The sequence below is a fragment of the Corynebacterium liangguodongii genome (assembly GCF_003070865.1).
In the GTDB taxonomy this organism is placed as follows: Bacteria; Actinomycetota; Actinomycetes; order Mycobacteriales; family Mycobacteriaceae; genus Corynebacterium; species Corynebacterium liangguodongii.
Window position 1 is genome coordinate 2,138,333 of sequence record NZ_CP026948.1, and the last position, 25,297, is coordinate 2,163,629.

Consider the following 25,297-nt stretch of genomic DNA (forward strand, 5'->3'; position numbering starts at 1 on the left):
GGTTCCCATTGCGGGAGTGGCCATGGGGTGTTGGGGGCGGGGAACGGCATTACGGGTGCTCCAATTCGCGGTTGAGGAGGCGTGCCCACTCCCACCGGGACGAATAGACGCTATAGCGGAGTGCGTCGACGTGATCGTCTTGTTCTTTGACTGGTGCTTCCACGCCTCGTTGTGCTTTCTTGTCGTCCCACCGGTAGCCGGGCAGTTCTCTAATGAGGTTGGTACACGTCTTGGATACGAGGAGGTCCCCATTGTCCAGCAGACTGGCGACTGTACGGATCCCATCGAGTACCGCGTTGTCGGCTTTCGCGAGGTCGGGGTGGTTGTCCTCCCACAGTTGGGTGTAGAACGATTTCGCGGCGGGGTCGACGTAGGTCCATTCTGGTTCGGGCCACTTTTTCCGCCACTCGTCGCGTTTGCGGGTGAGGTCGGCGGACAGTTTCGCGTCGGTCGTGCCGGTTGCTGGTGCCCACTCGTCCAGGACGTACAGGCGGGTTATCCCCTCGTGGTCAGTGCCGACACCGAGGAGCATGCCCGCGGTGGGGTGGGTGGTGCCGTAGTCAACGCCCAGTGCCAATGTGCGGGATATCTGGGGAATGCTTTCCGGGCGGATCGTGTGCTTGTCTTCGTCCCACATGGGGTAGATAGCCCCCTCCGCTGACACCCACAGGCCGAGAATGAACCGCTTGTACCACAGGCCCGTGTACTCGCGTCGCAAGGCGTCGCGGTACTCGTCCGACAGAGACGGGTTGTCATCCATGGTGAAGTGCCAGTACGTCCACGTGGTGAGCTGGTCGCCCTCGGGTGTGGCGTCGTCGTAATGCACAGAGCCTGGGATTTTGTTCAGGTAGTCCGCTTTCAGCCAGTGCGCGGGGGAGTCGGGGTTCGTGGTGCCCCATAGTTTCGCCCCGTCGACGGACATGCGGGCCAACATCTGCTTGAAGAACGACTTGTTCAGAACTGTGATCTCGTCGCCGAAGGCTCGCCCGATGGTCATGCCACGGATGCGGGATTCGCTGCCCTCGTCGTTCGCTCCGATGACGTGGACGCGGCGTCCGAGGATGTGCGCCGTGCCGGAGCCCTGCCGGTAGCGCACGTAGGGGCGGAAGGGTGCGAACACGTCGACGTTTTCGATTGGTTCGAACACGTTGCGGAAGATGCTGTCGCGGTTCTTACCGAAGATCACTACGCTGCCAGCCCCGGTGTAGGTTGCGCACTCGTTGAGGATGATCCACAGCCAGCCGAATGTTTTACCGGCACGCACGGATCCGTCGAAGATGTTGACGCGCCGCGTGGAGTGCTTCACCGATTGGCGCTGCTTTACGCTCATTCCTACGGTCTCGCCCATTAGTCGACGCTCCCTTTGATTGCTTCGATCATGGCGGTGAGTGCTTCTCGGGCGACTGCTTCTCCGCTGCGGTCTTCGGCGGGTTGGTCGGTGCCTGTGAGTTTGGAGATGCGGTCCAAGGTTTTCAGGTAGAGGTCGGTTGCTTTGTAGTCGCCTTTTGCGACGCGTGGGGAGAGTTTGCGGATGACGAGTGAGAGTTGCTCGAGTTGGAGCTGGCGTTGTTCTTCGACGTGTTCGCGGGGGAGGTCTTCTGTGTAGCGTTTGATGTCGTTGCGGACGGTGAGGACGGAGACGCCGAGTTCTTCGGCGATCTGTGGGTAGGTGTAGCCCAGGACGCGCATGTCTTTTGCCTTGCGTGAGCGTTCGGCGATGTGGAGTTTGTAGTGGTCGACGTGTTTTTGTGGCATGCGGTGACCTCCCGGGTCGTGGTTCGGGCGGTCAGGTTACAGCTGTGTGGGGGTTGTCCGGCTAGGCGATTCCTGCTTGGTAGCCTTCGGCGATGAGGCGGGCTTTGAGGTCGCGGGCGTCGGCTTCGCTGTCGCATTCGACGAGGACGGCCCATACCGCGGGTTCCGGTTCGTCGGGCATGTCTGGTATGTCGTCGTCGGTTTCCTGCTCGTCGAGTGATTCGAGGAGGGCGTCGACGTCGTCGCGGGTGAACCCGGTGCCGTCGAGGTCGGGGGTTTCTGTCAGGAGGTCGAGGAGGGCCTCGACGTCGTAGGTGGCTTTGTCCTGGGTGCGGTTGTCGATGAGGACGATTCGGCGTGCTTCGTCGGCGGTGACATCAATGTAGTGCACGTCGATCGTGTCCCAACCCAACAGTGCCGCGGCCTGCAGTGTGTGGTTTCCGGCGATGACGGTGTTTGCGAGCTCGGGGGCTTGTGTGCCGCGGTTGACGACGATGGGTTTGTACTGGCCGTGGGTTTTGAGGGAGTCGGCGATCATGTCAACGTTGCCGCGGCGAGCGTTGCCAGGGTAGTAGGCGATGTCTTTCAACGGAACGTGGGCCATGCTTCCTTGCCAGGGGTCGAACCTGGGCTTCGAGGGCCAAAACCTCGTGTGCTGCCACTTACACCACAAGGAACTACGTTAAGGCGACAGGACTTGAACCTGCAACCACTGGTTTTGGAGACCAGCGCTCTACCAGTTGAGCTACGCCTTACTGCGGTGGCTAGTTTTGCGTAACGCTGGCACTAGCCCAGCCTCGATAGGACATACACCGTTTGGTGCATGTCTCGTGCGTGCCCTGGCCTTGCACCAAGGTGGGATGCTACTCACGCTCCGCCACAGTCTTGCTCGAGTTCTACCCCCCGTGGCCAGGGATCAATGAAGGGGACATCCAACCCTTGCTCGAGCCATTCGCCAAGCCGAGCCGCACGTGGACAATAATGCAACCCAGTATGACTAGCAACCCCGTGCAGGTACTACCTCGCCCGAAAGGGGAAGGGTCATGAGTAGCCCTTAAACACTGAATCACGTGCCTGTCATCCTACACCATGATTGGGCTACATTTGGACACTTTCCCCAGTGAACATCCCAATGTTGTCGAACTCGCGGACAAAACCGATAACGTACCCGCCAGACAACATCGTGACAGTCACGTCATCGTTCACAACCGGTGTCACGTCGTACCACGCGCTGCGCTCGTTACCCATGTCAACAACATAGTTACCGCGCTGCATGACGATGGGATAGATCGCGTCCACATCGAAGCGCCCCATGTCGATCCTTGCTCTCACCTCAAGCGCTTTGCGCCGCACTGCTTCCCACACGTTCATCGGTACCAAAACACCCCGTTGTAGCGTAGGCTTCCTACGAGCCTTGCGTTTGCAGCGCTCAAACTCGTTCACGGTTTACCGTCCTTGCGTGTATGTTGCTCCGGCCACCCGAGAACGGCTTGGTGCTTCTGTTTCAGTTCCGGCAGGAGGCCCTTGCGTTTGCGGCGGGCGTAGCAGGTTCGGCAGTAGCCGCGGGCCGCGTGCGTGATGATTTCGGGTGTGAGGTGAATCGACTTGTCGCGGGGAATCATCCTCCGCCCGCAGTCCAAGCAGACTCGTGGCGTCGGGGGTCGCTTCCCGGCTCTCTCTTGTGGTGTGAGCCCTACGATGTTGTACAGGTGTGCGATTTGTTGCCTTCGCCCGTTAAGCCACACACCGGCTTGGATGACGTCCATTGCTTCGGTGACACGCTCCTTGTCAAGGGTGGTTCCGGCGGTGAGTGCATCCACAGCGCATTCGCGTTGGATGGGGCAGTGCTGGCACATCTCGATGGCGTCGGCACGTTCCTGCTCCGACGCCTGGGCTGGGTTGATGAAAACACTGTGTCCTTCACACGGTGGACGCACACTAAATCACACTAGTGCACGTGGGTTACTTTGGGCTACACGTCTGATGCGTGTTTTTCCTGGATGCGCTCAATTTCGCGCTGCACGTACCAGGCTGCCTTCTGTAGGTCTTGCAGCACGTCACCTTTGTTGTGTCCATCGAGGCGGCATGATCGGGCCAGGTATTTGACGGCGTTACCACCGTTGAACGTTAAATGCTCTGTGATGTCGATGGCCTGCGCGCCAGATGTGAACCCTTGGTAGTGGTCAGGGTTGATGGGGTCACTCACATTGTCACCTCTTTTATCGGTTTATCAATCGGTGTTGGATGGCTGCGTGGATTGCGTCTGCGTAGTAGTCGTCTTCCCAGGAGACCATGTCCCGGCCGTGGACGCTGGACTCCTCGTGGTAGGAGCACAGGGGGTGGACACGGAGCCAGCGGCGATCCAGTTTGCCTGCGTAGGTCATGGCGTAAGCGGGGTGGACGGGGAGGTTTTCGCGATACATGTAGGCGAAGACTTCTTCGGCGGTCCAGTCGAGGATGGGACGGCAGGTGTTTTTGGAGACCGTGCCGTGCCAGCGGGCGGATCGTTGGCGCATGCGTGATTCTTGGGCGCGGACGCCGGAGATATAGCGGCCGCGGATGTTTTCTTTGAGGACGTCTTGGTGCTTTTTGTTCGGGTTGGTGTGGTGGGTTTCGTAGCCTTCTTCACCACGCTTGGGGTTGCGGAGTATTGCTCGTTTTTCGACGTATTCGACGGTGTGGGTGGCGAGGAATGCGTCCTTCACGTCGTCGCATTCTGGCATTTCGAATGGGTCGGAGCGTACCCACACGATCGGTGCGCGTACACCAGACAATGCGAGGAGGTGTGCCACGACGGTGGAGTCTTTGCCCCAGGAGACGGAGCACACCCCGTCACCTGCCGCGGCCCACTGGGTGATGCGGGTGATGGCTTGTTCTTCTTTGCGGTCGAGGCGGGTGCCGATTGCCTGGTCATAGCGCTCGAGGCGGGACCAGTGTTCCCTGTCCCCGTGTTTGAGGCGGGGAGAATCAATGAGCATTGGTGATCCTCTTGGTTGCTGCTTTGCGGTCGCCTTTGACGGCGATGATGATGTGTTGGTGGCGGCGTGTGGTGGTGCGGGCTGCTGTCCACGGCACCCGCATGGTTTTAACCCGCAGGCCGCCTGGTTCGGCGAGGATGAGCTGGTTGGTGATGTGCAACCCAGCCAGTTTGATGTGGGTGGTGGCGAGCTCGGGCAAGCCACGGAGGTGACCTTTGGAGTCACGGACGTCGGAGATGACCCACGCGAGGAAGCGGTTTGGCTTGAGTGTGTAGGTGGCTGCTCGCACCATGTCCTGGTGCGCTTTGGTGAATTCTTCCCAGCGCATCATGGATAGGTCGCCGTCGCCTACGTTGTAGCGTTCGCGGTTGTGGTAAGGCGGGCAGGTCAGCACAAAGTCTTGTGTTTGTGGCTCGACGGCCTGGTCTCTCCCGTCCATGTGGAGCCATTCTGGGGTTAGTCCCCACCTACTAGCTACGGCGCGGTTGGCTTCTATTTGGTCGTGGTTGATGTCGCAGCCAGTGTATTCGCGGCCTAGGTGGGTGGTGACGATGCCGCGCACGGGGCCTCCGGCGCAGGGGTCGTAGACCAGGTCTCCTGGTGCTGATAGCCAGGTGACGAGCAGCTCGGTGAGGAACGGGTCGAACCGGGAGACTCCCTGTGAGTTGCGGCCGTGGCGGCCAGTGTTAATCATCGCGGGGGCGTGAAGGCGCGGGGTGATGTCGTCCACGCCTTGGTTGCGCCACCATTTCACTCGTGCTCGCCAGTGCCCAGCGCTTTGGTCGAGGACGGACCATGGCAGCTGCCCATGGATGTCCATGGGTGGGTAGTCCTCGGGGTTGTCGGCATGCCACTTGCCGTCGCTGTCTCGGTATCCGTGGGCGATGTTTACCACAGTTGTGGGTCCTCCTCGGTGGGTTGTGTGGTGTGCCATGGGGGTGGTGCGGCTCGGTGGAAGCCGGATGGGTCTCTGATGACGCAGCCCATGGTGAGCAGTGCTTGGTACGCCCAGGTGACCTCATGCGGGGTAATCCCCAGCGCGTTGGCGGCGATGCTTGGTGTGGTGACGCGTTTGCGGTCGCGTCGGGCGGGAAGCCACTCCCACACATGGGTGAGGATGTGGTGCGAGTTGGGGCCTTGGTAGTCGCCTTCGCTGGTGATGTGGCTGCCGGTGGAGGCTGCGCGTGGCACGGCCCTGTGCTCCACCATGGGGCGGGGTGTGGCGTAGAGGGGGGCCTGGTCGTGGCGCATGGCCATGTCGATACCCGGTTTGCCGCTGTAGGCGGCGAGACGCTGGGCGGTAGCTCGGTCGCAGAGGAAGGCCAGCGAGCTGATCCAGCGTAGCCGATTGGGGATGAGCCCGTCCGGGCGTGGGGTGAACCTGCGCCGGTACCAGAAGGTGAGGATCCCCTCACCCGGTTCGTCGAGGTATCGGGTGATGGTGGGGTCTATGTCGATGTCGTCTTCGGCGTAGAGGATGTGGCTAGCGCCCGACTCTAGCCCAGCAGTCAACGCCTTTTGGGCGGTGGTGAGTTGTGAGGCGTGGCCGATGGGTAGGGCTGGGTCTTGCTCCACGACCGTGGGGGTGAGTCCGAGCGCGTCGAGCTGGGCGATGGTTGGGATTCGCCAGGTGCGTCGCTCTGGGATTGTGGGCATGACGGTGGTTAGGCGCATGCTGTTCTTTCTGTGGGGTGCCAGTAGGGGGCGCGTACCCGCATCACCCGCCCACCCTCCGCGGGGAGAGGGCGCTTCCTCCACCCACCTGCCGGGCCTGGCTGGACCTCCCAGCCAGCGACCCGGCCATACCCGTTCCTGTGCCTGCCACCCAGGTGGGTGATGTGGCCGAGCAGCGTGTCGAGCCGTGCCCTGTCGGTGATGGTGGCGTGCCAGCTGATCGTGGTGTAGTGGGTTGCTGCGAGGGTGACGTTTCTCGCCTTGAGCGGGCCGAGACCCGTGTGGTGCTCCCGCGCCTGCGTGTACGCGGCCATCGCTGTGGAGGCTGGGCGGCGTCGAATCTCCACAGCACTGTGATGCACAGGCTCCCCGATGGGGTTGGAGACGCACCACCCCCAGTAGCCGTCCTGCTCCCACCGTGCGAGGGGGAGGTCAAAATCCGGGCATTGGTCGTCGGTGATCGGGTCGAGCGTCTCGCCGGCGGCTGCCGCGTGCTGCCATGCTGCCCACGCCAACGGGCCGTCGAGGGGGCCTACCCTACCCACCACGGGGGTACTAAGCCGTGCAGTGATGGTCACGTCCACGGCACTACTCCCCCAGGTCGGCGAGGAGGGAGCGGATGTCGTCGGCGTGGTCTGCGACGTGCTCGGCCCACAGCCCGTAATGGGTGTCCCAGCCCGCGAGGTTGTCCTGGTGGGACAGGGTGGCGGTGCCGTAGCCCTGCGCGGTTTTCGCACCGAGGCGCACCACCCCATCGGGTGCCCACAGGTGCAGTGCGGCCCCCAGCGCGTCGATATGCGCCCGGGTGGCCGCGGGGGTGAGGGAGACCTCACCGCACAGCACAGCCCCAGGGATGAGGACCTGCGTGTCCCAGATCATCTGCGTGGTCTCAACCTCCCCGGCAAGCCGAATGTACTGGCCCGCGGGGCTGCTGGCCTGGTCGTGGCGGGTACCGAACTCCTCCGACCGGTAGTGGGCGGCTGGGCGGAGCTCGTCGGGGTCGGTGTTAAGGCGGTGCGCGTTTTCCCTACAGGCGAGGATCATGTCACTGGCGCGTAGCGTGCCGGTGATGATGTCCGACTTGGCGGCGTAGCCGAGCATCGCCAACGTCGGGTAGTGCTCCTCGACGCGGCGCATCATCTCCAGGTCGGTGCGTGCCCCTGTGGAGGACACGGCCCCACCGGCCCAGAGGAGGTCGACGGCCTGCTTCGTGAGGCTGCCCGGCTCGAGGCCGATGATGCGGGCGGTTTCCCACGCCAACGCGTCACGCAGGGCGTGGCGCACACTCGCGGCGGAGAGGAATGGTACGCGGGCGACGGTGCCGTCGGGCTGGAGGACGTCCTGGGTGCGCAGCAGGCTGGTGTTTCCGGCGCTGCCAGCTCCGTGGTGGAAGGGGGATGTGAGGGTAGCAGACAGGTGGACGGTGGTCGGTGCGGTGGGGGTGATGGTGGTCATTAGCGGGTCTCCTTCAGTGCGGTCTTAGCGGCCTGCAGCTCGGTGTTTTCAATGCGGGCGAGGGCGACGATGTAGACGATGTTCTGGGCGATGTGGCGTGCCCACGCCGCGTAGTCCTGGTCGATGATTGCCGCGGCGTCCGCGGCATGAGCCGAGGGATCCTTGCCCAGGGCGGGGATTTGCAGTTTGCGGGCCGCGGTGGTGATTGCTTGCCCGGCGGTGGATGATCCGGCGGCGGCGGTCTCAATCGCCGTGGTAACCCTGGTGTTCCAGAAGTCGAGGCGGGAGGGCCCGTCTTGGGTGAGGCTGTCACGCAGCGCGAAGATCAGCTTGATGGTCGCGTAGTCGAGTTCATCGGCTGTAGGTGTAGACAATGTTGTCCTCCATGATTGGTTTCGTGATGCACCACAGGGCCAGGTCGACCAAGGGTGAGGTTTGGTAGGGGGCGAGGGTGGACTGGTATTCCTGCCACCAGCGCAGCTTCTCGAGGGTTTTGATGTGGTCGGGGCGTCCGGTCTTGATACTGTCCGCGGGGATCCCGAGGCGGCGTAGTGCCAGCACCGACTCGAAGACGGTTCGCCACTGGGTGGGTGTGGCGGTGATGGTGGTGTCCTCCATGCGGATCGTCCACTCCCCCACGCCGCGGTTTGTGGTGGCATACGGCAGGACGTGCTTCTGGCCGGATACTGCGACGCACACGACCCACTCACCCGCAGGCGGGCTCATGAGCGTGTCAATGATCGGGCGCGTGTTTCCCCGGTTCGTCTGGCACAGCCCCGGCACATGCAGGGGCGCTTTCTCCACACTGTCCGGCACATCATGCCCGGGGGCGCACACCCACGACCACATCCGCGGCGAGTCCTTGCCCTTACCCGAGCAGCACCACAGGGCAGCCTGCCCCACCCTCCCGGTGTGGGCACGCCACAGGGACTGGTCGGTGAAATTCTCCCCCAGTGCGCGAGTGGCGTCGGCGGTGACCTCGCAATACTCCCCGGTGATGGCGCAGATGGCCGGTTCGGGTTTGAGGAGTTTTCCTTTCGCCCCGGTCACCCCGGGCCGTCCGGCGGTCTCCCAGATCAGTGTTTGCGCCGCGGTCATACGATCCCCTCCTGCACGATGAGCAGCCCACACCCGTAGGCCTTACCGCGGCCAATGCCGGTCGCCTGCAGCTCCGCCAACCGGGCCTGGTTGGCGACCGTGCCGGTACCCGTGTACAGCACACGGTGATGGGTAGTGCGCATCTCGTGCCGCTTCCCCCGAGCCACGGGCAGTCCAGCCGCGTCCAGGTCACGGATGTTGATCGCACCCTCGAGCCTGTCCCCAATCCAGCGTTTCCACCCGTCCGGGGTGACAGCAACCCGCTTGCCCCGCTTCCCCATACCCTGCGCTATGGCTCGGGTGGGGTTGGCGATGATCGCCCACGTGATAGGAGCGCCGGTGATAGGTGTCGTGACCTCCACCGTGTGGGAGTGATCCACAACCCCCGGCATGGCAGTGGGCCAGTGCACCGGCTCCTGGTGCTGCACAACCAGCACACCATGCTCCGGCACACCCCACAGGTGCGGGCCAGGGATCACGTGCTTCAGCGTGCGGTGCATCGCCTGCGAATCACGCTCCAACCGCCGCGCACGACAAGATAACTGGCAAGTGGTGATGAGGGTTTTAGCCCCGCATGATGGCGGGGAACACGCCTGTGTCATGCGCTCAACCCTAGCCGATATGTCACCCAATTGGGACACTTCGGGATACGTTTGTCATGCTGTGTCGGTGTCGAAGTTTTCAGCGATCCACCGTTTGATGTCGGCGGCGTACCATTCGAGGCGTTTTGGTGGGGCTGGTGGTGGCATTTTGCCTGCGTGGTGCCAGCTGAAGATGGTGGCCGGGCTGTAGCCGATGAGGTTTGCTACGTCGGTTGCAGAAAGTCTTTGGTGTGCGCGCCAGTCATTTGCCCGTGCTGCCAAACCCAGCACCTCCTCTCTCCGACTCGTCGAGAGCGTTAACTTCGCGCAGTGGTGTGGTGTTGATGGGGAGGAACACGAGTTGGGCGATGCGGTCGCCCCTGTTGACGCGGTGGAGTTCGCGGACCTGGTTGTGCAACAGCACGCACACTTCCCCGACGTATCCAGCGTCGATGGTGCCCGGGCTGTTGGCGACCACTACCCCGCGGGACGCCAGTCCGCTGCGGGAGCGGACGTCGCACACCTGCCCGACAGGCACACCGACAGCGATACCTGTGCGCACCTTGACGGTCTCCCCGGGGCGGATCACTACGGTTTCGTCGGCGTGCACGTCCCACCCAGCGTCCCACTCATGCGCCCGGGTGGGTAGGAGGGCTGCTTCGTGGAGGCGCATGACGCGGGGCTGTTCCATGCGTCGCTCCAGTTCTTCGACGTGTTTGTGCGTGAGGTTGGTCATTCGGTGGCCTTTCTGATTGTGATGTGCGCACCCATGGGGTGTTGCTCGTCTGCGTAGCGTTTCTTGGTGTGCCAGTCTGTGATGCGTGAGTCGTTGGCGATGACGATGCCTTCGAGTGCGTCGCCGATGGCGCGGGCGAGTTTGTCGCTGTCTGGTTTGGTGCCTGGGAGTGGGAAGCGTGGGCGTTTGGGGCGGGGGAGGTAGAACACGGCATGGACTTCGACCGGCTCGTCCACGGGATCAGCATGGTACCGGGTATGGCAGATGAGGCGGATGGTGTCCATCCATCGTGCGAGTTCGGGGTTGTCGTGCACCATGACGCCGCGGCCTATGTGGCGCATGGATCCTTTGGGGATGGGTTTGCCGGGAATGAACACGTCGAGTATTGGGGCAGTGGTGGTTGCGTTAGTCATGTTCCCCCTCCCACGGCGTCCCGTCCGGTTCCCATGCTCGGGGTAGGTCGGGGCGGAGCGTGACAGCCTCCATCGGAGTGAAGCGTGATAATGTGTCGGTTGCTGGGTTGATGAGTCGGAAGCGCAACCCGCCGTCGCTCCAGTGGTACACGCCACGGATGACCGACAGCTTGCCGCCTGCCTCGCACCACATCCCGATGCACTCGGAATGCTTCTCTAGCGCCATGTCGGCGAGGGCTTCAGTCACGTTCGACCTCCCACGGGGTGACGTGGCGCTTCACGATGGTGCCCGCGGGCAGGTCGGGGAAGCCGTACTCGTCCTCGTATTCGCCGTGCTCCCCGATGGTCTCGGTCTGGATGTCCATGCGAATCGGTGTCCCGTCCGGCTGCCAGGCGCGGGGGAGGTCGAAGCGTGGGATGACGTCTTCCGCGGAGAACCCGAGCACCTCGATCCGAACATTAAAACGAAGAACGTATGGGGTTCCACCACTTTCGACTCTGTAGAGTACCCCGAGCCGGTTACGCGTCGACGGATAGTGGCACCACATGCCGACGCATTCCGCCCGCTCCTCGGGTGTCATGTCGGCGAGGGTTTTAGTCATTGGTGTCTCCTTCCGCCCATTGGGCTGCTGCGAGTAGGGAGTGCGCGAGGTCACGGGCCTGGGCGGGGATTAGGCGCTTGAACTCCTGATTAAAGTCCTCAATGCCGATTACCGGCTGTCGGTACCTTGTATCGAGCGTTACTGCTAAGGAGTTTTGCATCTCCGCGACTTTCCACAGCCAGGGCGCGTCATCATCTGCCCATGCCCTGCCCGGCTCCGGCAATTCCGGCATGAGTAGGCCCGCGTCGGCGAGGGCTTGGGTAATGGCGAGTGCGGTGCTGGTGGCTGTTGTCTGCTTGCCTAGCACGGTGCGCTCGATGATGCTGCGGGCTTTTTCTTGGTTGTTCATTCCTGTACCTCCGCGTGGTTGGCTGCTGCGAGAAGGGCATACGCCAGGTGGCGCGCCTGCCCTGGAGGAATAACCCCGCCTTGTTTTAGCGACATTAAGACGTGCCCGCCCTTGATGGCATAGACGTAGTCTTCCGGGTCGATCATTCGATGCTCCCAATACGCCTCGTAACCGGCCACTGTTCGGTCCGGCTCGGGTAGCGTCACCTCGATGGTTCTATCCTGTGTCCTCGCATCCAGATTTTCCTTCAGGATTCGGGTTAGGTCGTAGGCGAGGCTTTCACGCTGATCGCGGGTGAGTGGGGCATCTTGCCCGTAGCAGTAGATTTCTCCCGCGAGGAGGTCGCCGATGTATTTGCGCAGGTCGTCGTGGATGCTCATGTGTTCCTCCTTGCGTGTGCGAGTAGTGCGAGTGCTACCGATTCCGCTTCATGGTCGAGCATGAAGAAGTCTGCATTTCCAATGCCTATACCGACGGTTCCTGGTTCTTCGCGCCACACCGCCGTCGTACGCTGGCGCTCAAGCTCGGTATTTTCCCAGGCAACGTCTTCGTGGGTAGTGAATATCGTTTCCCACTCGTCGGAGAAGTAGGGCCGCGGCAGTGTGACGGTGATGGTGCGGTCAATGTTGCTCACCATTCCTCCTCCAATGTGAATGCTTCGTGGAAGGTTTGGACACTCGGTTCCTCGACCGGCACCCAATGCCAGCCGTACTCGTCGTTGAATGTCCAGCGCATACCCTCGGGCGGGTCATAGTCAGGTCTCACTCGTCTTCCTCCTCCAGGTCGATGACTAAGCGGGAGACGATGCGCGTGCCGCCGTCTCGTCGCCTTTCCATAAAGTCGCGGTGCGGGTGCCACCACGCGGCGCTTTTTTCCACCGTCCACCCGCCCCACTGTGTGAAATACTCGGCCCACCCGTAGTCGCTGTCCCGTGCGAGCGCGAACTCCACCCGCCCCCAGGCGATCATGGTGGCCAGGTCGGGGGCGGCAGCAACCAGGTTCGCGTTTGCCTGCTGTCGATCTGCGGAGTCTGCTGGGTCGGCTGTCATAATGTGGCGCTTAACGCCTTCGGCGACCACGATGGGGGTGTCCTCCCCATCAACGGTTTTGCGCAGCGTCCACGGGCCTGGGGTCGTGTCCTCCAGTAGTTCCCGCGCCTGCTCCGGGGTGATGTATTCGGCCATTACTCAATCTCCTCAATCAGGGCCTCTAAAACCATCTCTTTGAGGCGGAACGACGCGAAATCTGCTGAGAGTGCCTCCCAAAGCCGCTTCAACTCCGGGCGCTCGAAGACACCGACCTCAATGCCGTATTCGAGCGCTTCAAAAGCTCCTCCCTCCCAGGCGATTCGCTTCAGCATTTCCACGTCGTTTTCGGTCAGTTTGCTTGGGGTGATGCGGTCGCTCATTCCACCACCTCCGCCGCGTGGGCTTGCACCGCCAGGCGGAAAAGCTCTTCCCGCACTTCCTCCAGCTCCCACACGTGACCCGACATGAGGAACGTCACGAGCTTCTTGGCTTTGCTAATAGGCGCATCCGGGTGGTATCCGTCGCCAGCGTGCGCGGTATCAAACCCGATCACGCGACCTGCGCGGTAGGTGATACCCCCGTGTACCTTAATGTCGTGGTCTCGCTCCAAATCACTGCCTATCCACGGGTGTCCGGGCGGCAACTGCAAATACCCATTGATCGAGAACGGCCCCATACAAATCTCGTACAGCATGCCATACGCTATCCCCATCTCAATGGTCTTGGACTGCTTTGGAAACGTCACAGCTCCACCTCCTGCCAGTCTGTGACCTCGCGTGACTCGATCACTAGACCGTTGGCGAATACCGGGTCGAGTCTGCGTGCCTTGTCGATCTCGGCGCGTGCCTCGTCGAAGCTTGACACCGTCATTGGTGACGTTGCCCTGGGCGTCCTGTGCACGATCCTGTATTCGGTACTCACTAGCCCCACCCCCTGTGCGTCCATTTGTGATAAGGCGAAGTTGCTTTCGCTCGGGCGGGAACCTGAATTACTCCAGAAGTCTGTAGAGAGTTTGCACCAAGGTTTGCTGGGCCCGCCCACAACAATGGTTCCCACCGGGGCGGTCTCGTAGTCCTCAGCGCTTGACAGCGTGCGCGGGTGCTCCGGCTCCTGCGCGGGGGCCGGGCATGGGGTGAGGGGGGCGATCAAAGTGACATCCCTATCTTCCCACCAGTCCTCGCCATCTACTACACCATCTCCGGTACACCAGGAGTCTTCCTCGTATTTCAGCGCGACAACGCACTCGCCGCTGTCGTGCCCGTCGTTCACGTTCACCAGCCACGCCTCGCCCGCTGGCACATCCTCCGGCTTGGTGGCCTGGTGAGGGAAAGTCAGGTCGGAAACGTAAATGAAAGCCACTTTCGTACCAATATTGGTACGGTCATCACGCCAGGAAACCCGCATGTCTCCATCAACGCTCGGCCTATCCCACTGACACATCACGTCGCCGTACTCCGGGTGCTTCGCCCACACGCCCAACAGGTGCTCCGGGTAGGGCTTCTTGGCGTAGGCTTCCAGCGCTGCGCGCAGCGACTCGTCATTGTTCTCGGCCAGAATCTCGGCCAACTTTTCAGGAGTGAGTTGGTTACTCATTGGTGTTCCTTTCTCATGGTTTGACGCGGACGTAGAGCCACCCGGCGCGTGTGCAGGCTTCTAGACCTTCGCCGAGGCGTTCACCGTTGTTGATTTGGGCGCGGTAGGTGGCTCGTGTGCCTGGTGAGAGTGCTCGTTGTCCGGGTAGGGGGAGCCACCAGAGTTGTGGGTCGCCTACGGCTGCTTTGTGGAGGTCTTGGACGAATTTGTCGTATTTGCCTGCGGGTTTCTTCCTGTCAGGCAGTCGCATTGTGTCTCCTTGTCTGGGCAGTTGCATGGGTAGGTGCCGTGCTGGCACACCCAGCAGCCGGGGGTTAGTCGGTGGGTTTCAGTAGGTGCCGTATCGCCACTTCCGCCTGCTGTGGGCACACGCCGTTGCCAATGGCTTTGAGTTGCTGCGCCCTGGTTAGTCCGATCTCCGGGGAGGTGACCCACCCGGCGGGCAGGCCCATCATCCACTCCGCAAACGGGGCCGCGAGCCTAGGGTTACCCTTGCTGTTTAGTTCGGTTGGGTCTGGTGCCGGGCCAACTTTGCTCTCCCACCGTCGAACAGCGGGCGCGTACTCGCCCCATTCGACAAACTGGTTATGGCGGGGCTCAAGTCCTCCCCTCCGCTCCCGTGTTTCCCTGAGCCGTTCATGTCGGTTGTTCGCGGTGTCGGAAAGTACACGGAGACTGTTGTTAATGGGGGGGGTGTTGCGGTTCCTGTCCGCCGGGCAGTCGTCCCGTTTCCAGTCCGACGCGGCCGGTGTCGGCAGTAGTCGTTGTACTTCGATGTTCAGTGACTTGCCGTGTCCGTTGCTGTTGCCGTGTTTTTGTTTCATTTTGGTTGTCCACTCGTCCCACGTCGTGGGGGTGTATGCCGCTCCCATGTCGTTGACTACTGGTGTTGGGAGTACGGGGGTAGGCAATGAGGAAAACCCTGGCTCGGTGGTGGGGTGCTCCAATGTCGGACGCTCGTATAGTCGTCCATTTCGCGTCGTACCCGATTTCGGCAAGGTCTCCGAGTACGCGACCGAGTGCCCGAAGATGTCCACCTCCCCCGTCTCCCATCGGTCGGCCGTCTTGTTCCATGTCGCTGTCGCTTGTTGCTTTTGCACTGAGTGCTCCTTGTACGTTTTCCCACACCACAAGGCGCGGCCTGATTGCTGCGATTGCTTCGCGCATGTTCACCCAAAGGTTCGAACGTGTGCCCTCGGTCATGCCTGCGCGTTTGCCAGCTGCGGACAAATCTTGGCATGGTGAGCCGCCGGTGATGATGCCGACGGGTTCAACCTGTGACCAGTTGACCTTGGTGACGTCGCGGAAGTTTGGGACTCCGGGCCAGTGATGTGCGAGGATTTTTGACGGTGCGGCATCCCACTCGCAGAACCAGGCGGGCCTGGCCCCGGTGACGGCTTCCACAGCCAGGTCGAGACCGCCGTAACCGGAGAACAACGATCCGATCTTCATCAGAATGGTGGTTCCTGTTCGCTCTGCCCGCCGAATCCACCTCGTGTGTCCTGCGCAACCCCCCCGGACTGTTGCGCCGGCTGCTGTGCGGACGCTCCTGCTGCGGCGTCCACATAGGCGTGTCGGGCCTGGAACTCCAGCCTTGAGCGGTTGGTGCCGTCTTTGGCTTCCCAGGTGCGGGTGATGAGCTTGCCCTGGACGACGATCTTCGTGCCTTTGTCGAGTCCGGAGAGGGCATCGGTCCACCTGATGCGGTCTGTGTCCCACAGGGTGACGGGCACGTACCTGTTGGCGGTGGTCTCCCATTCCCCGGCGTCGTTCTTGCGGGAGTCTGATTGTGCGAGGGTGAAATTCACCACGCCCCGTCCCGACGGGGTGAACCGAACCTCCGGGGTGTCGGTAAGTCCCCCGGCGAGGTATTGGTAGTCGATCATGCGTTGGTCCTTTCGTCGTTGGCGATGGTGAGTGCTTGGTCTGCGTGGGTGTCGAAGTCTTGCGTGCAGGTGCAGGTGGGTTCGGGCATGGTTGTCCTTTACAGGCCGTAGATGGCGGTGATGATGGCGTCGGTGAGGTTGAGGATTGCGAGGAGGAGGTCGAGGAGGGGCTGAACATCAAACATGGGTATTACCTTTCGTGTGTGGTGTGTGCGGTGCCGCCGAGGACGTCGACCCAGATGTCACGGGCGACCCAGGCGGTGACGAGCAGGACGAGGGGGACGAGGAGGCCACCGCCGACGCTGATAGCGAGCCAGCAGAACGTGGCGACGAAGGCGAGTGCGAGCAGTGTGAGCCCGGCGACGATGACCGTGTAGGCCGTGTTGCGTGCAGTCACAGTGCTAGGTCCTTGCGCATGCGTTCCGCGGCGGCGAAGCCCGCGGTGAAGAAGTCGACGAGGTCGGCGGCCACGTTTTCGCCGTGCGCTGCGGCGAGACTGCCGTAGGCGTAGGAGAGGGCGTTGATTGTGGTGTAAGGGTCGTTGGTTTCGATCAGGATGTTGAGGTCTGTCCGGTTCATGGTGGTGGTCCTTTGTGGTGTGGGCCGGTGAATCTCTCGACCAGCGGCGACGGGTGGATTAGTAGGTGATGGTGGCGAGCGGTTCACAGTCGCATTCGACTGTCCACTCGCTGTTGATTCGTGGCAGTGCGTCCTCGAGAAGCTCAATGGCGTCGCCAATGCTGTAGTCGCAGGAGAGTTCGAAACCTTCTTCGATGACGTAGGTGCAGTGGTCGCTTGCGAGAGCGGTTTCGATGATGAGGTCAAAGGCGGCCTGCCCGTAGCGTGTGATGAATGCGTTGTCGCATTCGTCGGCGGTAGCCCCGGGGACTGTGAGTGTGGTTGTGGCGACGATGAGCCCGGTGATGGTGTCGTTGTTGTAGACGCCTGCGGCGCGTTCGGCTTGGCGGATGCGGTCTGCGGTCATTGCGGGGGTCATGGTGTGTCCTTCCTGGTTGGTGTGTTCCGGTGGCAGCCGGTTGGTATGTGGATAGTGTAACCCCTTTGGGTAACTTCGGGCAACTTTTGACGCCAGCTAGATAGTGTGTTTTACATCACATTCTACAGTTTATGCGCGTTCACCAGCACAAACCAATACCCCACCCCGTATACTGATATACCCCCAGGGGGTATTTTGTGCGGGTTACTTTTCGGGATACATGGCGAGGAATTCGCGTGCGTGCTCGGTTTGTAGCCCGTTGAGTGGTGGTTCGACTTGGTCCATTTCGTGAATCTGGTTGATGAGAGCTTGCCGCACCTTGGTGGAGGCGGTTTCTTCGACGAGTTTCAGCGCGTTTTGCATGACCATGGGTTGTTTGATGACGATGGTGGTGCAGAACCAGGACAGGATCCCTGCTTCTTCTGTTTCTTCGTCGACGATTAGCCACCCGGTGGATTGGAGTTCTGCTCCGGCGTGTTCGATGTCTTTGGCGTCTAGGCCGGTGGTGTGGGCGGCGATCCTGGCGGGTCGCCAGTCCAGCACTCCGGCTTGGTTGGTTAGCGGGGAGGTGTAGGCGTGCAGGAGGAGGTGTTGGGCGGGCATGGTGAGTGCTCTGAATTTTTGGTTGAGCCATAGGCTGGATGGCATGTAGGTCATTCGTGGTTTCATGCTCGTTTCCTTTCTGCGACTTGTTGCAGGCGGTTCAGTACGTTTTTGGGGATGGGGTGGGGTTTTTGTTGGATGGCTGGTTTGTGTCCGCGGGTTGTGGCGAGTGTGCCTTCGCGCCATTGGCGTTCGCGTTCGGCTTCCCTGGCCTCGTAGAGGGCTTTGAATTGTTCGCGCCGGGTGGGGTCGTCTTCCCATTTTTGGCGGACGGCTTTGGCGGCTTTGAGGATTTCGCCGGTGGTGGCCATGCGTCCGTGGTCGATGTGGTTGACCCAGTGTTCGACGGCTTCTTCCCATAGGTCGAGTGGGTAGGTTTTGGCTCCGAGGGCTTTGGCCCATTGGAGTACGAGGTCGCGGTCGATGTTTCCGCTGCGGTCTGTGTGGGCGGGGAATCGGTCGGGGGCTAGGCGTTTGCCGATGCCGAGGACGCGGACGGCGATGGCGGTTTTTTGTTCTGGGGTTTGCATGTGGTTATCCGATCTGCTTTTGGTTGATCACTTGGCCGTCTACAAAGCCGTCTGGCGCATTGGAGTTGCCGTTTGGGCCAAGGACACGCATGAGTACCTGTTCGTCGCTTAGGCGGGCTGCTGGGCCCTGTTTTCGTCGTGGTGTGAGGTCGTCGTGCCAGCCATCGCGGCCTAGCCAGGTGGTGGGGTGGGGGATGTAGCGCTCGTCGGTGCCCTCCTGGGCGTGCCAGGCTGCGAAGCGCTCTGTCGCGGCCTGGAGGTCCCCGATGTTCACTCGTGTGCCGATGGCGCGGTACCAGGCTTCGAAGGCCTTCCGCTTGCCGACCCGACGCGGGTAGGTCGCCCACCATCGCTCGAACCCATCCGGGTAGCCACGAGACGTGTCGGGGATCGACTCGGCCGGATCCGGCTCAAGCACCCGGTTCAACTTGCTTGGGTCAGTCGCACGCGCACGCTCGAGATCAGGCGAAGCCTGATCGAGAGTGTCTGTTCCCCTGTTCCCCTGTTCCCCTGTTCCCCTGTTCCCCTGTTCCAGCACCGAGGATTCGGAGTAGCCCCCCGAGGACTCGGCGGGTTCCCCCGAGGACTCGGCGGGTTCCTCCGAGGATTCGGCGGGATTTCCCGATTCGCTTGTGACCTGCCACGTTTCCGGGTCGAACGGTTCACCTTCGTCTGGTGCCGGGTATTTCGATGCCTTGGCGCGTTTGTCGATTTTCTGGTGCCGTTCCCACGTTGGGATGACGTAGTAGGAACGTCCCGCGACACGGTAGAACTTCACTCCGAACACTCGATGGATTCCCCCGAGTCCTCGGCGGAACTCTCCGACTGTCATGTCGTCGTCGTGAGGGAAGGCGAAACCCATGAGCTCTCGCGGTTCACATGTGCCGCGGCCGAAGTCGTCCGCCCAGTTCCACATGGCGATGAAAAGCAGCCGCCAGTATGGGTCCAGCTCCCCGATTTTTGGGGATGACCAGAACTCCGGCTTGATGGATCGGATTCGTGCCATGGGTGCTCCTTGGAATCTGGTGGGTGTAATTACAGGTTTTTATGGGCTAGGCGGCATCGATTACCGCAAGCTGCGGTGTGCCGATCCACTCGCGGATCAGCGCGCCGTGACGCGACGCTGTGGTTGCCTGTGCGACACGACCGGTCGGTGTGATGAGGCCATCGGCGTGAGCACGACGGAAGAACGACCCGATCGTGTTGGGGTGGTGCGGGTCGGGGGCATCGACCATGAGTCGGCGGAAGTCATCCGCGGTGAATGGCCTGCCGGTAGCCGCAAGGTGGTTCATCGCAACCTGCGCGGCAGAATCCCACCCGCGATGGATCGCGATCTCGGCGTAGTAGGCGACGTCACGGACGTCGATGTCATGCTGCATCATGGCGCTCCTTAAGGTGACGTTTGCGGGTGTTTGCGCGCTCTCCCCACAGGTAGAGAAACTGGGAAAACTTGACGGTCGTTCGGTCCGCTCGTCCGTCTGCGATCTGTGTGAGATGCCTACGAGTAGGGGCGTGGTCAGGGAGTTCTTCTGGGGAGAAGTGGCGGAGAATCAAGGCTGCTGCGCGCCTGTGCCCAGCGTCGAGGTCGATGTATTTTCCTAGTGGTGGGCGGTGTTCATCGGGGTTGTCGATGTTGTCCCAATCGAGTGGTGTGGCCCAGCCAAGGCGCTTTGCTGTTGCAGTTGGTGGACCGGCGACGGGTTTGGTGGCGAGGTTGTCCCACAGCTCGCGGATGCGGTCGGCGGCAACTGTGGTGATGGTGTCTTGGCGGCCGAGGGAGAGGCGGGAGATGAACTCCGGTGACATCTCGAGCATGGCCGCGAGTGCTCGTCCACTGTGCCCGGCGGCTTGGAGCGACTGGATTCTACGGGTCGATGGCCAGGCGATGGTCTTACCCCCGCCTTGTGGGTGCTTGCCGATGAGGCTTAGCACTTTGGCGTGGGTGGTATGGCGCACGGTGTCTTGTCGATGGTTGACGATTAAACGCTGTGTTCTGGTGTTCACCCCTGCAGCGTTCTCGACCTGCTGTTGTGTCCACCCATCTTCGTAGAGGCGGGTGAGGGCTTTGCGCGTGTCTTCTGCGTTCACACTTGGCCTTGACAGGCCGAGGTGTTGGGCGTGCTTGCTGCACCATCCGTCGGCGCGCCATGAGCGGTTGTTGCAGCGGGGGCTTCGGCATTTCGTGGCTTGTCGTGTCATGTCCTGGTTGATGGTTGGGGGCGGTGGCAGCCGCCTGGTTTTCGTGTTCTTTGCGCGATATATTTGACCTGCGGTTTTCCCTTTTCCGCTTCGTGTTTCCGCAGGTCACGGTTGAGCGTGCGCGCTTGGTGCGCGGGGGTGTGATAACCGGATACCCCACCCCGGTTACCGCTCCTAGGCGGACTGCTCACCCTCCCCTGCCGTGTCCTCGGTCGTGCCCTGGGCGTCGACGACCTCCCCATCCACGTGCTCCGGGTAGTTGATCGCATCCGGGGTCAGGTCGACACGCACCGACTCGTCCGCGGCGATCGCCGTCGCCAGCTCCGTCGACTTCGGCATCCACTTCGAGAGCTGCCGCACGCACGTCTTCAAGGCCATCGCTTCGAAGTTGTCGACCCAGGGGCCACGCTCCGCGCTCTTAGCGAAGCGCGCCCGGTAGTCGAGCATTTCCGGGTGGGACATGACGTAGAACGCGTGCCCGCCGGTCGTGAACTTCGCCACCGCGTAGTAGGCGATCGGCTGGCCCTTGTCGCCACCCATGTAGGGCTTGTGCACGAGCTTGTCCTCCAGCCCGTAGTCGACGTCGAACACGTCGTTTTCGTAGACGGTGCGGGCAATCAGCGACTTGATTTGGCCGGAGCGGTGGGCGAGCTCCACCAACCCCTGGTAGCCGATGACAAGCTGGGCGACCAGGCCGCCGGCACGCCGGTCGTAGAACGGGATAAGGTAGGCGTGCCCGAGGACGCCGGGGCGCAGCCCGAGCTGCGCGCAGGTCATGAGCGACCCGAGCACGGACTGTGGAGTGCACTGGGCGAGCTTCGGGGCCTGTCGCAGTGCGGTCAGTGCGTCACGCACAAGCTGGGATGCTTCCGCCCCCTTGGGCATGGCGAGGGCGAACTGCTGCTCCATGCCGCGGATTTGGTCGGCGAGGGTGGTGGGGCGCTGCTGCGCGGGCTGCTGGTTGGCGGCCATGCGGGTCTCGAGGTCTTTCATTGCTGTTCTCCTTACGTGGTGGGGATGGTGATGGTGATGTGCTGGTAGTCGCGGAACAGGTCTGGGTGATGCTCTTTCAGCCAGGCTGTGTCGACCGCTGGTTTCATGGTTTGTGCCTGCTCCCACAGGTCGGGGTGGTCGTCCTGGAAGCGTCGCTTGTCGAGTTGTCCGTGGCGGACTCTGGCCCACACGGTGTCGCCGGTGGCGATCTGCTCATGCCCGCCCATCATCTTGAGGAGATGGTTCATGGCTTCGGCGCGGCGTCGCTTCGCGGCGTCCTCGGCTTCCTTGGCTTCGCGGGCCTGCTCCACCCACTTCCGTGCTTCGTCGGGGTCGACTTCCTGGCTGCCGGTGGTGCGGGTCTGTCGCCATTCGGTGAAGAGGGCGTCGCGGGTGCGTTCGTGCCAGTCGACGTCGGGGGGAGTGTCGTCCTCGACGTGACGCCAGAACTCGTCCTCCGCTGTCTGCATCATTTCGAGGATGTTCTGGTTCAGGGTGATGCGGTGAATGGAGAGATGGTTGCCGCCGATAAGTCCGGCGACGATCGCATCACGCCAGCCGGTGACGAGTCCGATGTGGTGGACTTGGATTTCGGCGTGGTCAGGGATTTGGCCCTTCCATTTGTCGGCGTTCCAGGCGGTGGAGTTCTTGAACTCGCAGAACGTCGACGTGTCGGGGATGAGCCCGTCGAGGTTGGCGCGTTGCCAGGGGCGCTCCCGGTTGGCCCAGGCTTCGTCCGGCTTGATGATCGTCACGCCGAGTTCTTCGGCGGTGGCGTCGCGGATGACTGGTTCGAGCCGGTTTCCCCACTCGCGGAGTTCCTCGGTGTCGTGGTCAACGGGTGGGTCGAGGGCGGCACGGCCGGTTTTCTGCTCCCACAGGCTGTAGGGGGATTCCCAGGGGGATAAGCCCATGATGATAGAGGCGTCGGAGGAGCCGAGACCGTGGCGCCGTTGCCCGATCCATGCGCCGCGGTCAGTGGTTTTCGGCAGCACTGTGACCGTGTTAGGGTGGTGCGGCATGCTGTTCCTTCCTGGTTGGTAGGGCTTGTGCATTGGGTGGTCGTTGTGTCGCGCTTTTTGGGTTGGCAGACCCAGCGTCACGCGGCCACCCGCTTTTTATGCGGTGGCTTGGAGTTCGTTTTCGAGTGCGATGGTCTCCATGAAGGCGTCGACCTGGTCTTCGCGGATGCGCCACGCACGGCCTAGTTTGACGGCTGCGATGCGTCCGGCCTTGATGTTGTTGGTGACGTATTTCTCGCTCGAGCTGATGCGCCGGGCGAACTCGGAGGTCGTGATGTAGTCGAGGTTGCCCATCGTGTCATCCCTTTCTTTTTAGGCGCTGGCGAACTGGCTGATGTCGCCGCTGTAGGCCAGGTCGTGAAGGTCACTGTCGAGTGTGATTCCGTCGCGGCGCATCATGTCTTCGATGGTGGTGATTTGGTTTTGGCAGTCGCGGATTCCTGCGGCCCAGTTAGCGGCGTGGCAGGCGTTGAGTGCGCTGATGGTGCGGCAGAGGCTGGTGGCGTAGTCGTGGGGTGTGGCTTGCATGGTGTTCCTTTCGGCAGGGGGCGGTGGCAGCCGCCCGGGTGGCTGGTAGGTCTCTCGGTTCCGTTCGGTTCCTCTCGGTTCCGCTCGTTTCCGGTGATTTCCAGTGTACCCCACATGGGTTACATAGGGCAACATTTGGGGCAATGTTCGTGCGCGAGAGGCGTGTTCCACCGCTAGTTATGTGGGCCACTTCGGGCTACATAAATTACACACGTGTGGTTTATTTCCGCTGGTCAACGGCGGTTTCTGGGGGTAACATCACGCGCATGGAATACGCCACATCCCCCAATCACCAGTTGGCCAATCTCGTGCGTGACGCCCGCAAGAAACTCGGCATGACGCAAGATCAGCTCGCGAGCGCACTAGGCAGGTCACGGATCTGGGTCGTGCGCGTCGAGAAGGGTTGGCGGGATGATCGGGCGGAGCCGATCACGCTCGATGGGGACATCGCCATCAAGTTGGCGTCTGTGCTTGGTGTGGATCCGTTGAGTGTGCTGCGTGCTGGGCGTGTTGCTCCGCAAGAATGGCCCGATCTATCGAACTATCGTTCGATGTTTGATAGTGTTCGAGTCGTTGACGTCACTAGTCTAACCCTCGAACAACAAGACATCATCGAAAGAGCCATCAATGAGTTCAAACACCTCAACCATCAACACAAGCACCCATGACCTGCTAATCATCCCACAAGCAGGACTCACCATCCCCGGCGCACACCTCACAGCAAAACAAGCCAAAGAAGCCAAAGAAGCCTGGCTCGCCTACGGCAACACGCCCACACAATCGAAAACCGGTGCTAAATGGACTGTGGCCATCGCACACATCATCAACGGCCACACCACCATCACCTCCACACTCACGATCCCCACACATCAAGAGCAGCACGCGCCGCATCCTGCGAAACATGCAGATAATGCCGCGTCGACACCAACGTCGAGTGCCCCACCAGCTGCCTAATGATCTCCGGGTCCACCCCAGCCTCAAGCAACCCCGTCACCATCGTGTGACGAGCAGAGTGCAGATCAACGACACTCACCCCGGCCCTCGAGCAGAGTTCGCGCCACGCCTCTGTATCAGCCCGCGACGTAAACGGCCTGCCGCGACTATCGGCGAACACTAGCCCCTCCCCTGTTGATTCTTCCCTCCATGCCCGCATTGCCTGCGCCAGCGCAGGCGTCATAGGCGTAAGTCGGATTGACGCCGATGTTTTCGGGCGCTGGAACCACATCCCCAGGTAGCAGGGGCGTAGCTCGAAGTCCTCCCGCACATCCGGCTCGCGCTTCGGGCACCGAGCCGCACTTCTCGTGCCGTCACACCCACACTCCCTGCCATGTCGCCACGGGACGCGTTGCAACTGCCACGAAATGTCCACTGCTTCCTCCCCCGGTGTGAGGACGATGCGCGACCATTCCAGGCCCAGGCACTCCGCCTGTCTCGCGCCGAGCTGTAGTGCCATGAGCCACCTGGCGCGCCACATGGGTGGCTCCCCGTCGATGGTTGTGAGCAATGCCTTCACCTCGGCGGCAGAGAGCGCCTCCCGTTGCCTCGAGACGACCCGCGGCCTGTCCATGCGGTCGCACACGTTGTAGGCGATCTTGCCCTCCCTCACGGCGTCTGCGAGGGCTTTGTGGAGGGTGTTGTGGACGGCCTCCACTGTGCGGCTGCTAGCACCGTTTTCGCGCATGGCGGCGTGCAGGGCCCGGATGTGGTCGACGGTAAGTGCGTCGAGTTTCTTGCCGCCGATCGTGGGGGTGATGTGGCAGCGTCCGTAGGAGCGGTAGTTGGCGAGGACGCGGGGCCGTACCCGCTGGGAGGCGATGGTCTCGCACCAGTGGTCCCACCAGGCCGCGAGGGTGGGGGTTGTGCCTGGGATGTAGGTTCCTGTGGCGAGGTCGCGGAGGATCTGCTGGCGCTTTTTTGCGATTGTGTCTTTGCGTGTTGAGGTGATTTCGCGCCGCTGTGGTTTGCCGGTGGAGTCAACTCCGGCGTTGACCATGAAAGCCCAGCGTTTGGTGGATTTCTTGTAGTAGATGTCGCCGACAGTGGCCATGGGGTCCCTTCTCGTTGGTGGTCATGCAGGTCATGCAGAAGGTCATGCACCGCCGGTTCCTTTCGGTTCCTTTTGCTTCCCATGGGTAACATTTAGCGGTAATCCGCGACCTGCATAAACGCGGTTCGATGGATCCCATTGTAGCCCAGAAAGTCAGCTTCCCAAGCTGAGAGTGCGAGTTCGATTCTCGTCGCCGGCTCCATTTTTTCACCTCCGCCGAGGGGGCCGCT

The 25,297-nt window shown here is 61.8% G+C and carries 41 protein-coding genes and 1 tRNA gene; 1 reads left to right on the plus strand and 41 read right to left on the minus strand.

Features of this window, described 5'->3' with window-relative positions:
* Positions 1–49: 49 nt before the first annotated feature.
* From C3E79_RS10130 to C3E79_RS10320, 40 genes are all read right to left on the minus strand, one after another.
* Complete coding sequence (locus C3E79_RS10130) at positions 50–1,348, minus strand: PBSX family phage terminase large subunit (protein ID WP_108404794.1); 1,299 nt, start codon at positions 1,346–1,348, stop codon at positions 50–52.
* Positions 1,348–1,755 carry a sigma factor-like helix-turn-helix DNA-binding protein gene (locus tag C3E79_RS10135; RefSeq protein WP_108404795.1) on the minus strand — a complete coding sequence of 136 codons (408 nt, stop codon included), beginning with the start codon at positions 1,753–1,755 and terminating at the stop codon, positions 1,348–1,350. The genes C3E79_RS10130 and C3E79_RS10135 overlap by 1 nt, the downstream gene beginning before the upstream one ends.
* A 61-nt stretch (positions 1,756–1,816) precedes the next feature.
* Positions 1,817–2,359: a ParB N-terminal domain-containing protein gene (locus C3E79_RS10140; protein ID WP_108404796.1), complete on the minus strand. Its 543-nt coding sequence runs from the start codon at positions 2,357–2,359 to the stop codon at positions 1,817–1,819.
* A gap of 78 nt (positions 2,360–2,437) precedes the next feature.
* Positions 2,438–2,510, minus strand: a tRNA-Trp gene (locus C3E79_RS10145).
* Positions 2,511–2,853: 343 nt separating this feature from the next.
* Positions 2,854–3,198, minus strand: coding sequence for a hypothetical protein (locus tag C3E79_RS10150; RefSeq protein WP_146183404.1), 345 nt, complete (start codon positions 3,196–3,198; stop codon positions 2,854–2,856).
* On the minus strand, positions 3,195–3,692 hold the full coding sequence (locus C3E79_RS11860) for a WhiB family transcriptional regulator (RefSeq protein ID WP_108404798.1): 498 nt from the start codon (positions 3,690–3,692) through the stop codon (positions 3,195–3,197). The genes C3E79_RS10150 and C3E79_RS11860 overlap by 4 nt, the downstream gene beginning before the upstream one ends.
* 35 nt (positions 3,693–3,727) lie before the next feature.
* On the minus strand, positions 3,728–3,961 hold the full coding sequence (locus C3E79_RS10160; protein ID WP_108404799.1) for a DUF3310 domain-containing protein: 234 nt from the start codon (positions 3,959–3,961) through the stop codon (positions 3,728–3,730).
* Between the two features lie 13 nt (positions 3,962–3,974).
* Entirely contained in the window at positions 3,975–4,733 is a 759-nt protein-coding gene (locus C3E79_RS10165) for a phosphoadenosine phosphosulfate reductase domain-containing protein (protein ID WP_108404800.1), read from the minus strand.
* On the minus strand, positions 4,723–5,628 hold the full coding sequence (locus C3E79_RS10170) for a class I SAM-dependent methyltransferase (protein WP_108404801.1): 906 nt from the start codon (positions 5,626–5,628) through the stop codon (positions 4,723–4,725). Before C3E79_RS10170 ends, C3E79_RS10165 begins: the two co-directional genes overlap by 11 nt.
* The gene (locus C3E79_RS10175; RefSeq protein ID WP_108404802.1) at positions 5,622–6,407 is read right to left on the minus strand and encodes a hypothetical protein; all 786 of its coding nucleotides are present in this window, start codon (positions 6,405–6,407) and stop codon (positions 5,622–5,624) included. Before C3E79_RS10175 ends, C3E79_RS10170 begins: the two co-directional genes overlap by 7 nt.
* Positions 6,398–6,985, minus strand: a complete 588-nt coding sequence (locus C3E79_RS10180; protein WP_244280434.1) for a hypothetical protein — start codon at positions 6,983–6,985, stop codon at positions 6,398–6,400. Before C3E79_RS10180 ends, C3E79_RS10175 begins: the two co-directional genes overlap by 10 nt.
* Before the next feature lie 10 nt (positions 6,986–6,995).
* Entirely contained in the window at positions 6,996–7,862 is an 867-nt protein-coding gene (locus C3E79_RS10185; RefSeq protein WP_108404804.1) for a hypothetical protein, read from the minus strand.
* Positions 7,862–8,236, minus strand: a complete 375-nt coding sequence (locus C3E79_RS10190; RefSeq protein WP_108404805.1) for a hypothetical protein — start codon at positions 8,234–8,236, stop codon at positions 7,862–7,864. Before C3E79_RS10190 ends, C3E79_RS10185 begins: the two co-directional genes overlap by 1 nt.
* Positions 8,214–8,960, minus strand: a complete 747-nt coding sequence (locus tag C3E79_RS10195; RefSeq protein ID WP_108404806.1) for a hypothetical protein — start codon at positions 8,958–8,960, stop codon at positions 8,214–8,216. The genes C3E79_RS10190 and C3E79_RS10195 overlap by 23 nt, the downstream gene beginning before the upstream one ends.
* Positions 8,957–9,562, minus strand: a complete 606-nt coding sequence (locus C3E79_RS10200) for a type I-E CRISPR-associated protein Cas6/Cse3/CasE (RefSeq protein ID WP_108404807.1) — start codon at positions 9,560–9,562, stop codon at positions 8,957–8,959. The genes C3E79_RS10195 and C3E79_RS10200 overlap by 4 nt, the downstream gene beginning before the upstream one ends.
* A gap of 241 nt (positions 9,563–9,803) precedes the next feature.
* Positions 9,804–10,277 (minus strand): dUTP diphosphatase, encoded by a 474-nt coding sequence (dut, locus tag C3E79_RS10205; RefSeq protein WP_235840673.1) that lies wholly within the window; start codon positions 10,275–10,277, stop codon positions 9,804–9,806.
* Complete coding sequence (locus tag C3E79_RS10210) at positions 10,274–10,690, minus strand: RusA family crossover junction endodeoxyribonuclease (RefSeq protein WP_108404808.1); 417 nt, start codon at positions 10,688–10,690, stop codon at positions 10,274–10,276. The genes dut and C3E79_RS10210 overlap by 4 nt, the downstream gene beginning before the upstream one ends.
* The gene (locus C3E79_RS10215) at positions 10,683–10,937 is read right to left on the minus strand and encodes a hypothetical protein (protein ID WP_108404809.1); all 255 of its coding nucleotides are present in this window, start codon (positions 10,935–10,937) and stop codon (positions 10,683–10,685) included. The genes C3E79_RS10210 and C3E79_RS10215 overlap by 8 nt, the downstream gene beginning before the upstream one ends.
* Positions 10,930–11,292 carry a hypothetical protein gene (locus C3E79_RS11440; protein WP_146183405.1) on the minus strand — a complete coding sequence of 121 codons (363 nt, stop codon included), beginning with the start codon at positions 11,290–11,292 and terminating at the stop codon, positions 10,930–10,932. Before C3E79_RS11440 ends, C3E79_RS10215 begins: the two co-directional genes overlap by 8 nt.
* Entirely contained in the window at positions 11,285–11,641 is a 357-nt protein-coding gene (locus C3E79_RS10225) for a hypothetical protein (RefSeq protein ID WP_108404811.1), read from the minus strand. The genes C3E79_RS11440 and C3E79_RS10225 overlap by 8 nt, the downstream gene beginning before the upstream one ends.
* Entirely contained in the window at positions 11,638–12,021 is a 384-nt protein-coding gene (locus tag C3E79_RS10230; RefSeq protein ID WP_108404812.1) for a hypothetical protein, read from the minus strand. The genes C3E79_RS10225 and C3E79_RS10230 overlap by 4 nt, the downstream gene beginning before the upstream one ends.
* Complete coding sequence (locus C3E79_RS10235) at positions 12,018–12,275, minus strand: hypothetical protein (RefSeq protein ID WP_146183406.1); 258 nt, start codon at positions 12,273–12,275, stop codon at positions 12,018–12,020. The genes C3E79_RS10230 and C3E79_RS10235 overlap by 4 nt, the downstream gene beginning before the upstream one ends.
* 127 nt (positions 12,276–12,402) lie before the next feature.
* Positions 12,403–12,825, minus strand: a complete 423-nt coding sequence (locus C3E79_RS10240; RefSeq protein WP_108404814.1) for a hypothetical protein — start codon at positions 12,823–12,825, stop codon at positions 12,403–12,405.
* Entirely contained in the window at positions 12,825–13,049 is a 225-nt protein-coding gene (locus C3E79_RS10245) for a hypothetical protein (protein WP_108404815.1), read from the minus strand. Before C3E79_RS10245 ends, C3E79_RS10240 begins: the two co-directional genes overlap by 1 nt.
* Positions 13,046–13,414 (minus strand): hypothetical protein, encoded by a 369-nt coding sequence (locus C3E79_RS10250; protein WP_108404816.1) that lies wholly within the window; start codon positions 13,412–13,414, stop codon positions 13,046–13,048. Before C3E79_RS10250 ends, C3E79_RS10245 begins: the two co-directional genes overlap by 4 nt.
* The gene (locus tag C3E79_RS10255) at positions 13,411–14,262 is read right to left on the minus strand and encodes a hypothetical protein (RefSeq protein ID WP_108404817.1); all 852 of its coding nucleotides are present in this window, start codon (positions 14,260–14,262) and stop codon (positions 13,411–13,413) included. The genes C3E79_RS10250 and C3E79_RS10255 overlap by 4 nt, the downstream gene beginning before the upstream one ends.
* Before the next feature lie 681 nt (positions 14,263–14,943).
* Positions 14,944–15,714, minus strand: a complete 771-nt coding sequence (locus tag C3E79_RS10260) for a DNA cytosine methyltransferase (RefSeq protein ID WP_108404818.1) — start codon at positions 15,712–15,714, stop codon at positions 14,944–14,946.
* Positions 15,714–16,148, minus strand: coding sequence for a single-stranded DNA-binding protein (locus C3E79_RS10265; RefSeq protein ID WP_108404819.1), 435 nt, complete (start codon positions 16,146–16,148; stop codon positions 15,714–15,716). The genes C3E79_RS10260 and C3E79_RS10265 overlap by 1 nt, the downstream gene beginning before the upstream one ends.
* Before the next feature lie 190 nt (positions 16,149–16,338).
* A complete protein-coding gene (locus C3E79_RS10270; RefSeq protein WP_108404820.1) occupies positions 16,339–16,545 on the minus strand; it encodes a hypothetical protein in 207 nt (68 codons plus the stop codon).
* A complete protein-coding gene (locus C3E79_RS10275) occupies positions 16,542–16,727 on the minus strand; it encodes a hypothetical protein (protein WP_108404821.1) in 186 nt (61 codons plus the stop codon). The genes C3E79_RS10270 and C3E79_RS10275 overlap by 4 nt, the downstream gene beginning before the upstream one ends.
* 58 nt (positions 16,728–16,785) lie before the next feature.
* Positions 16,786–17,145, minus strand: a complete 360-nt coding sequence (locus C3E79_RS10280) for a hypothetical protein (RefSeq protein ID WP_108404822.1) — start codon at positions 17,143–17,145, stop codon at positions 16,786–16,788.
* Positions 17,146–17,349: 204 nt separating this feature from the next.
* Positions 17,350–17,814: a hypothetical protein gene (locus C3E79_RS10285; protein WP_146183407.1), complete on the minus strand. Its 465-nt coding sequence runs from the start codon at positions 17,812–17,814 to the stop codon at positions 17,350–17,352.
* Entirely contained in the window at positions 17,811–18,278 is a 468-nt protein-coding gene (locus tag C3E79_RS11445) for a hypothetical protein (protein WP_146183408.1), read from the minus strand. The genes C3E79_RS10285 and C3E79_RS11445 overlap by 4 nt, the downstream gene beginning before the upstream one ends.
* A gap of 4 nt (positions 18,279–18,282) precedes the next feature.
* Entirely contained in the window at positions 18,283–19,284 is a 1,002-nt protein-coding gene (locus C3E79_RS10295) for a hypothetical protein (RefSeq protein ID WP_108404825.1), read from the minus strand.
* A gap of 46 nt (positions 19,285–19,330) precedes the next feature.
* Positions 19,331–19,660 (minus strand): hypothetical protein, encoded by a 330-nt coding sequence (locus C3E79_RS10300; RefSeq protein ID WP_108404826.1) that lies wholly within the window; start codon positions 19,658–19,660, stop codon positions 19,331–19,333.
* Entirely contained in the window at positions 19,647–20,366 is a 720-nt protein-coding gene (locus tag C3E79_RS11450; protein WP_146183409.1) for a hypothetical protein, read from the minus strand. Before C3E79_RS11450 ends, C3E79_RS10300 begins: the two co-directional genes overlap by 14 nt.
* A gap of 285 nt (positions 20,367–20,651) precedes the next feature.
* Positions 20,652–21,470 (minus strand): recombination protein RecT, encoded by an 819-nt coding sequence (gene recT / locus C3E79_RS10305; RefSeq protein WP_108404827.1) that lies wholly within the window; start codon positions 21,468–21,470, stop codon positions 20,652–20,654.
* An 11-nt stretch (positions 21,471–21,481) separates the two neighbouring features.
* Positions 21,482–22,492, minus strand: coding sequence for a YqaJ viral recombinase family nuclease (locus C3E79_RS10310; RefSeq protein ID WP_158268504.1), 1,011 nt, complete (start codon positions 22,490–22,492; stop codon positions 21,482–21,484).
* 96 nt (positions 22,493–22,588) lie between these two features.
* The gene (locus tag C3E79_RS10315; protein ID WP_108404829.1) at positions 22,589–22,786 is read right to left on the minus strand and encodes an excisionase family DNA-binding protein; all 198 of its coding nucleotides are present in this window, start codon (positions 22,784–22,786) and stop codon (positions 22,589–22,591) included.
* 18 nt (positions 22,787–22,804) lie between these two features.
* Positions 22,805–23,020: a hypothetical protein gene (locus C3E79_RS10320; protein WP_108404830.1), complete on the minus strand. Its 216-nt coding sequence runs from the start codon at positions 23,018–23,020 to the stop codon at positions 22,805–22,807.
* A gap of 266 nt (positions 23,021–23,286) precedes the next feature.
* On the opposite strand from C3E79_RS10320, the gene C3E79_RS10325 reads away from it, so the two are divergent.
* The gene (locus tag C3E79_RS10325; RefSeq protein ID WP_158268505.1) at positions 23,287–23,688 is read left to right on the plus strand and encodes a helix-turn-helix transcriptional regulator; all 402 of its coding nucleotides are present in this window, start codon (positions 23,287–23,289) and stop codon (positions 23,686–23,688) included.
* A gap of 185 nt (positions 23,689–23,873) precedes the next feature.
* On the opposite strand, the gene C3E79_RS10330 is transcribed toward C3E79_RS10325, so the two are convergent.
* The gene (locus tag C3E79_RS10330) at positions 23,874–25,067 is read right to left on the minus strand and encodes a tyrosine-type recombinase/integrase (protein WP_108404832.1); all 1,194 of its coding nucleotides are present in this window, start codon (positions 25,065–25,067) and stop codon (positions 23,874–23,876) included.
* Positions 25,068–25,297: the final 230 nt, after the last annotated feature.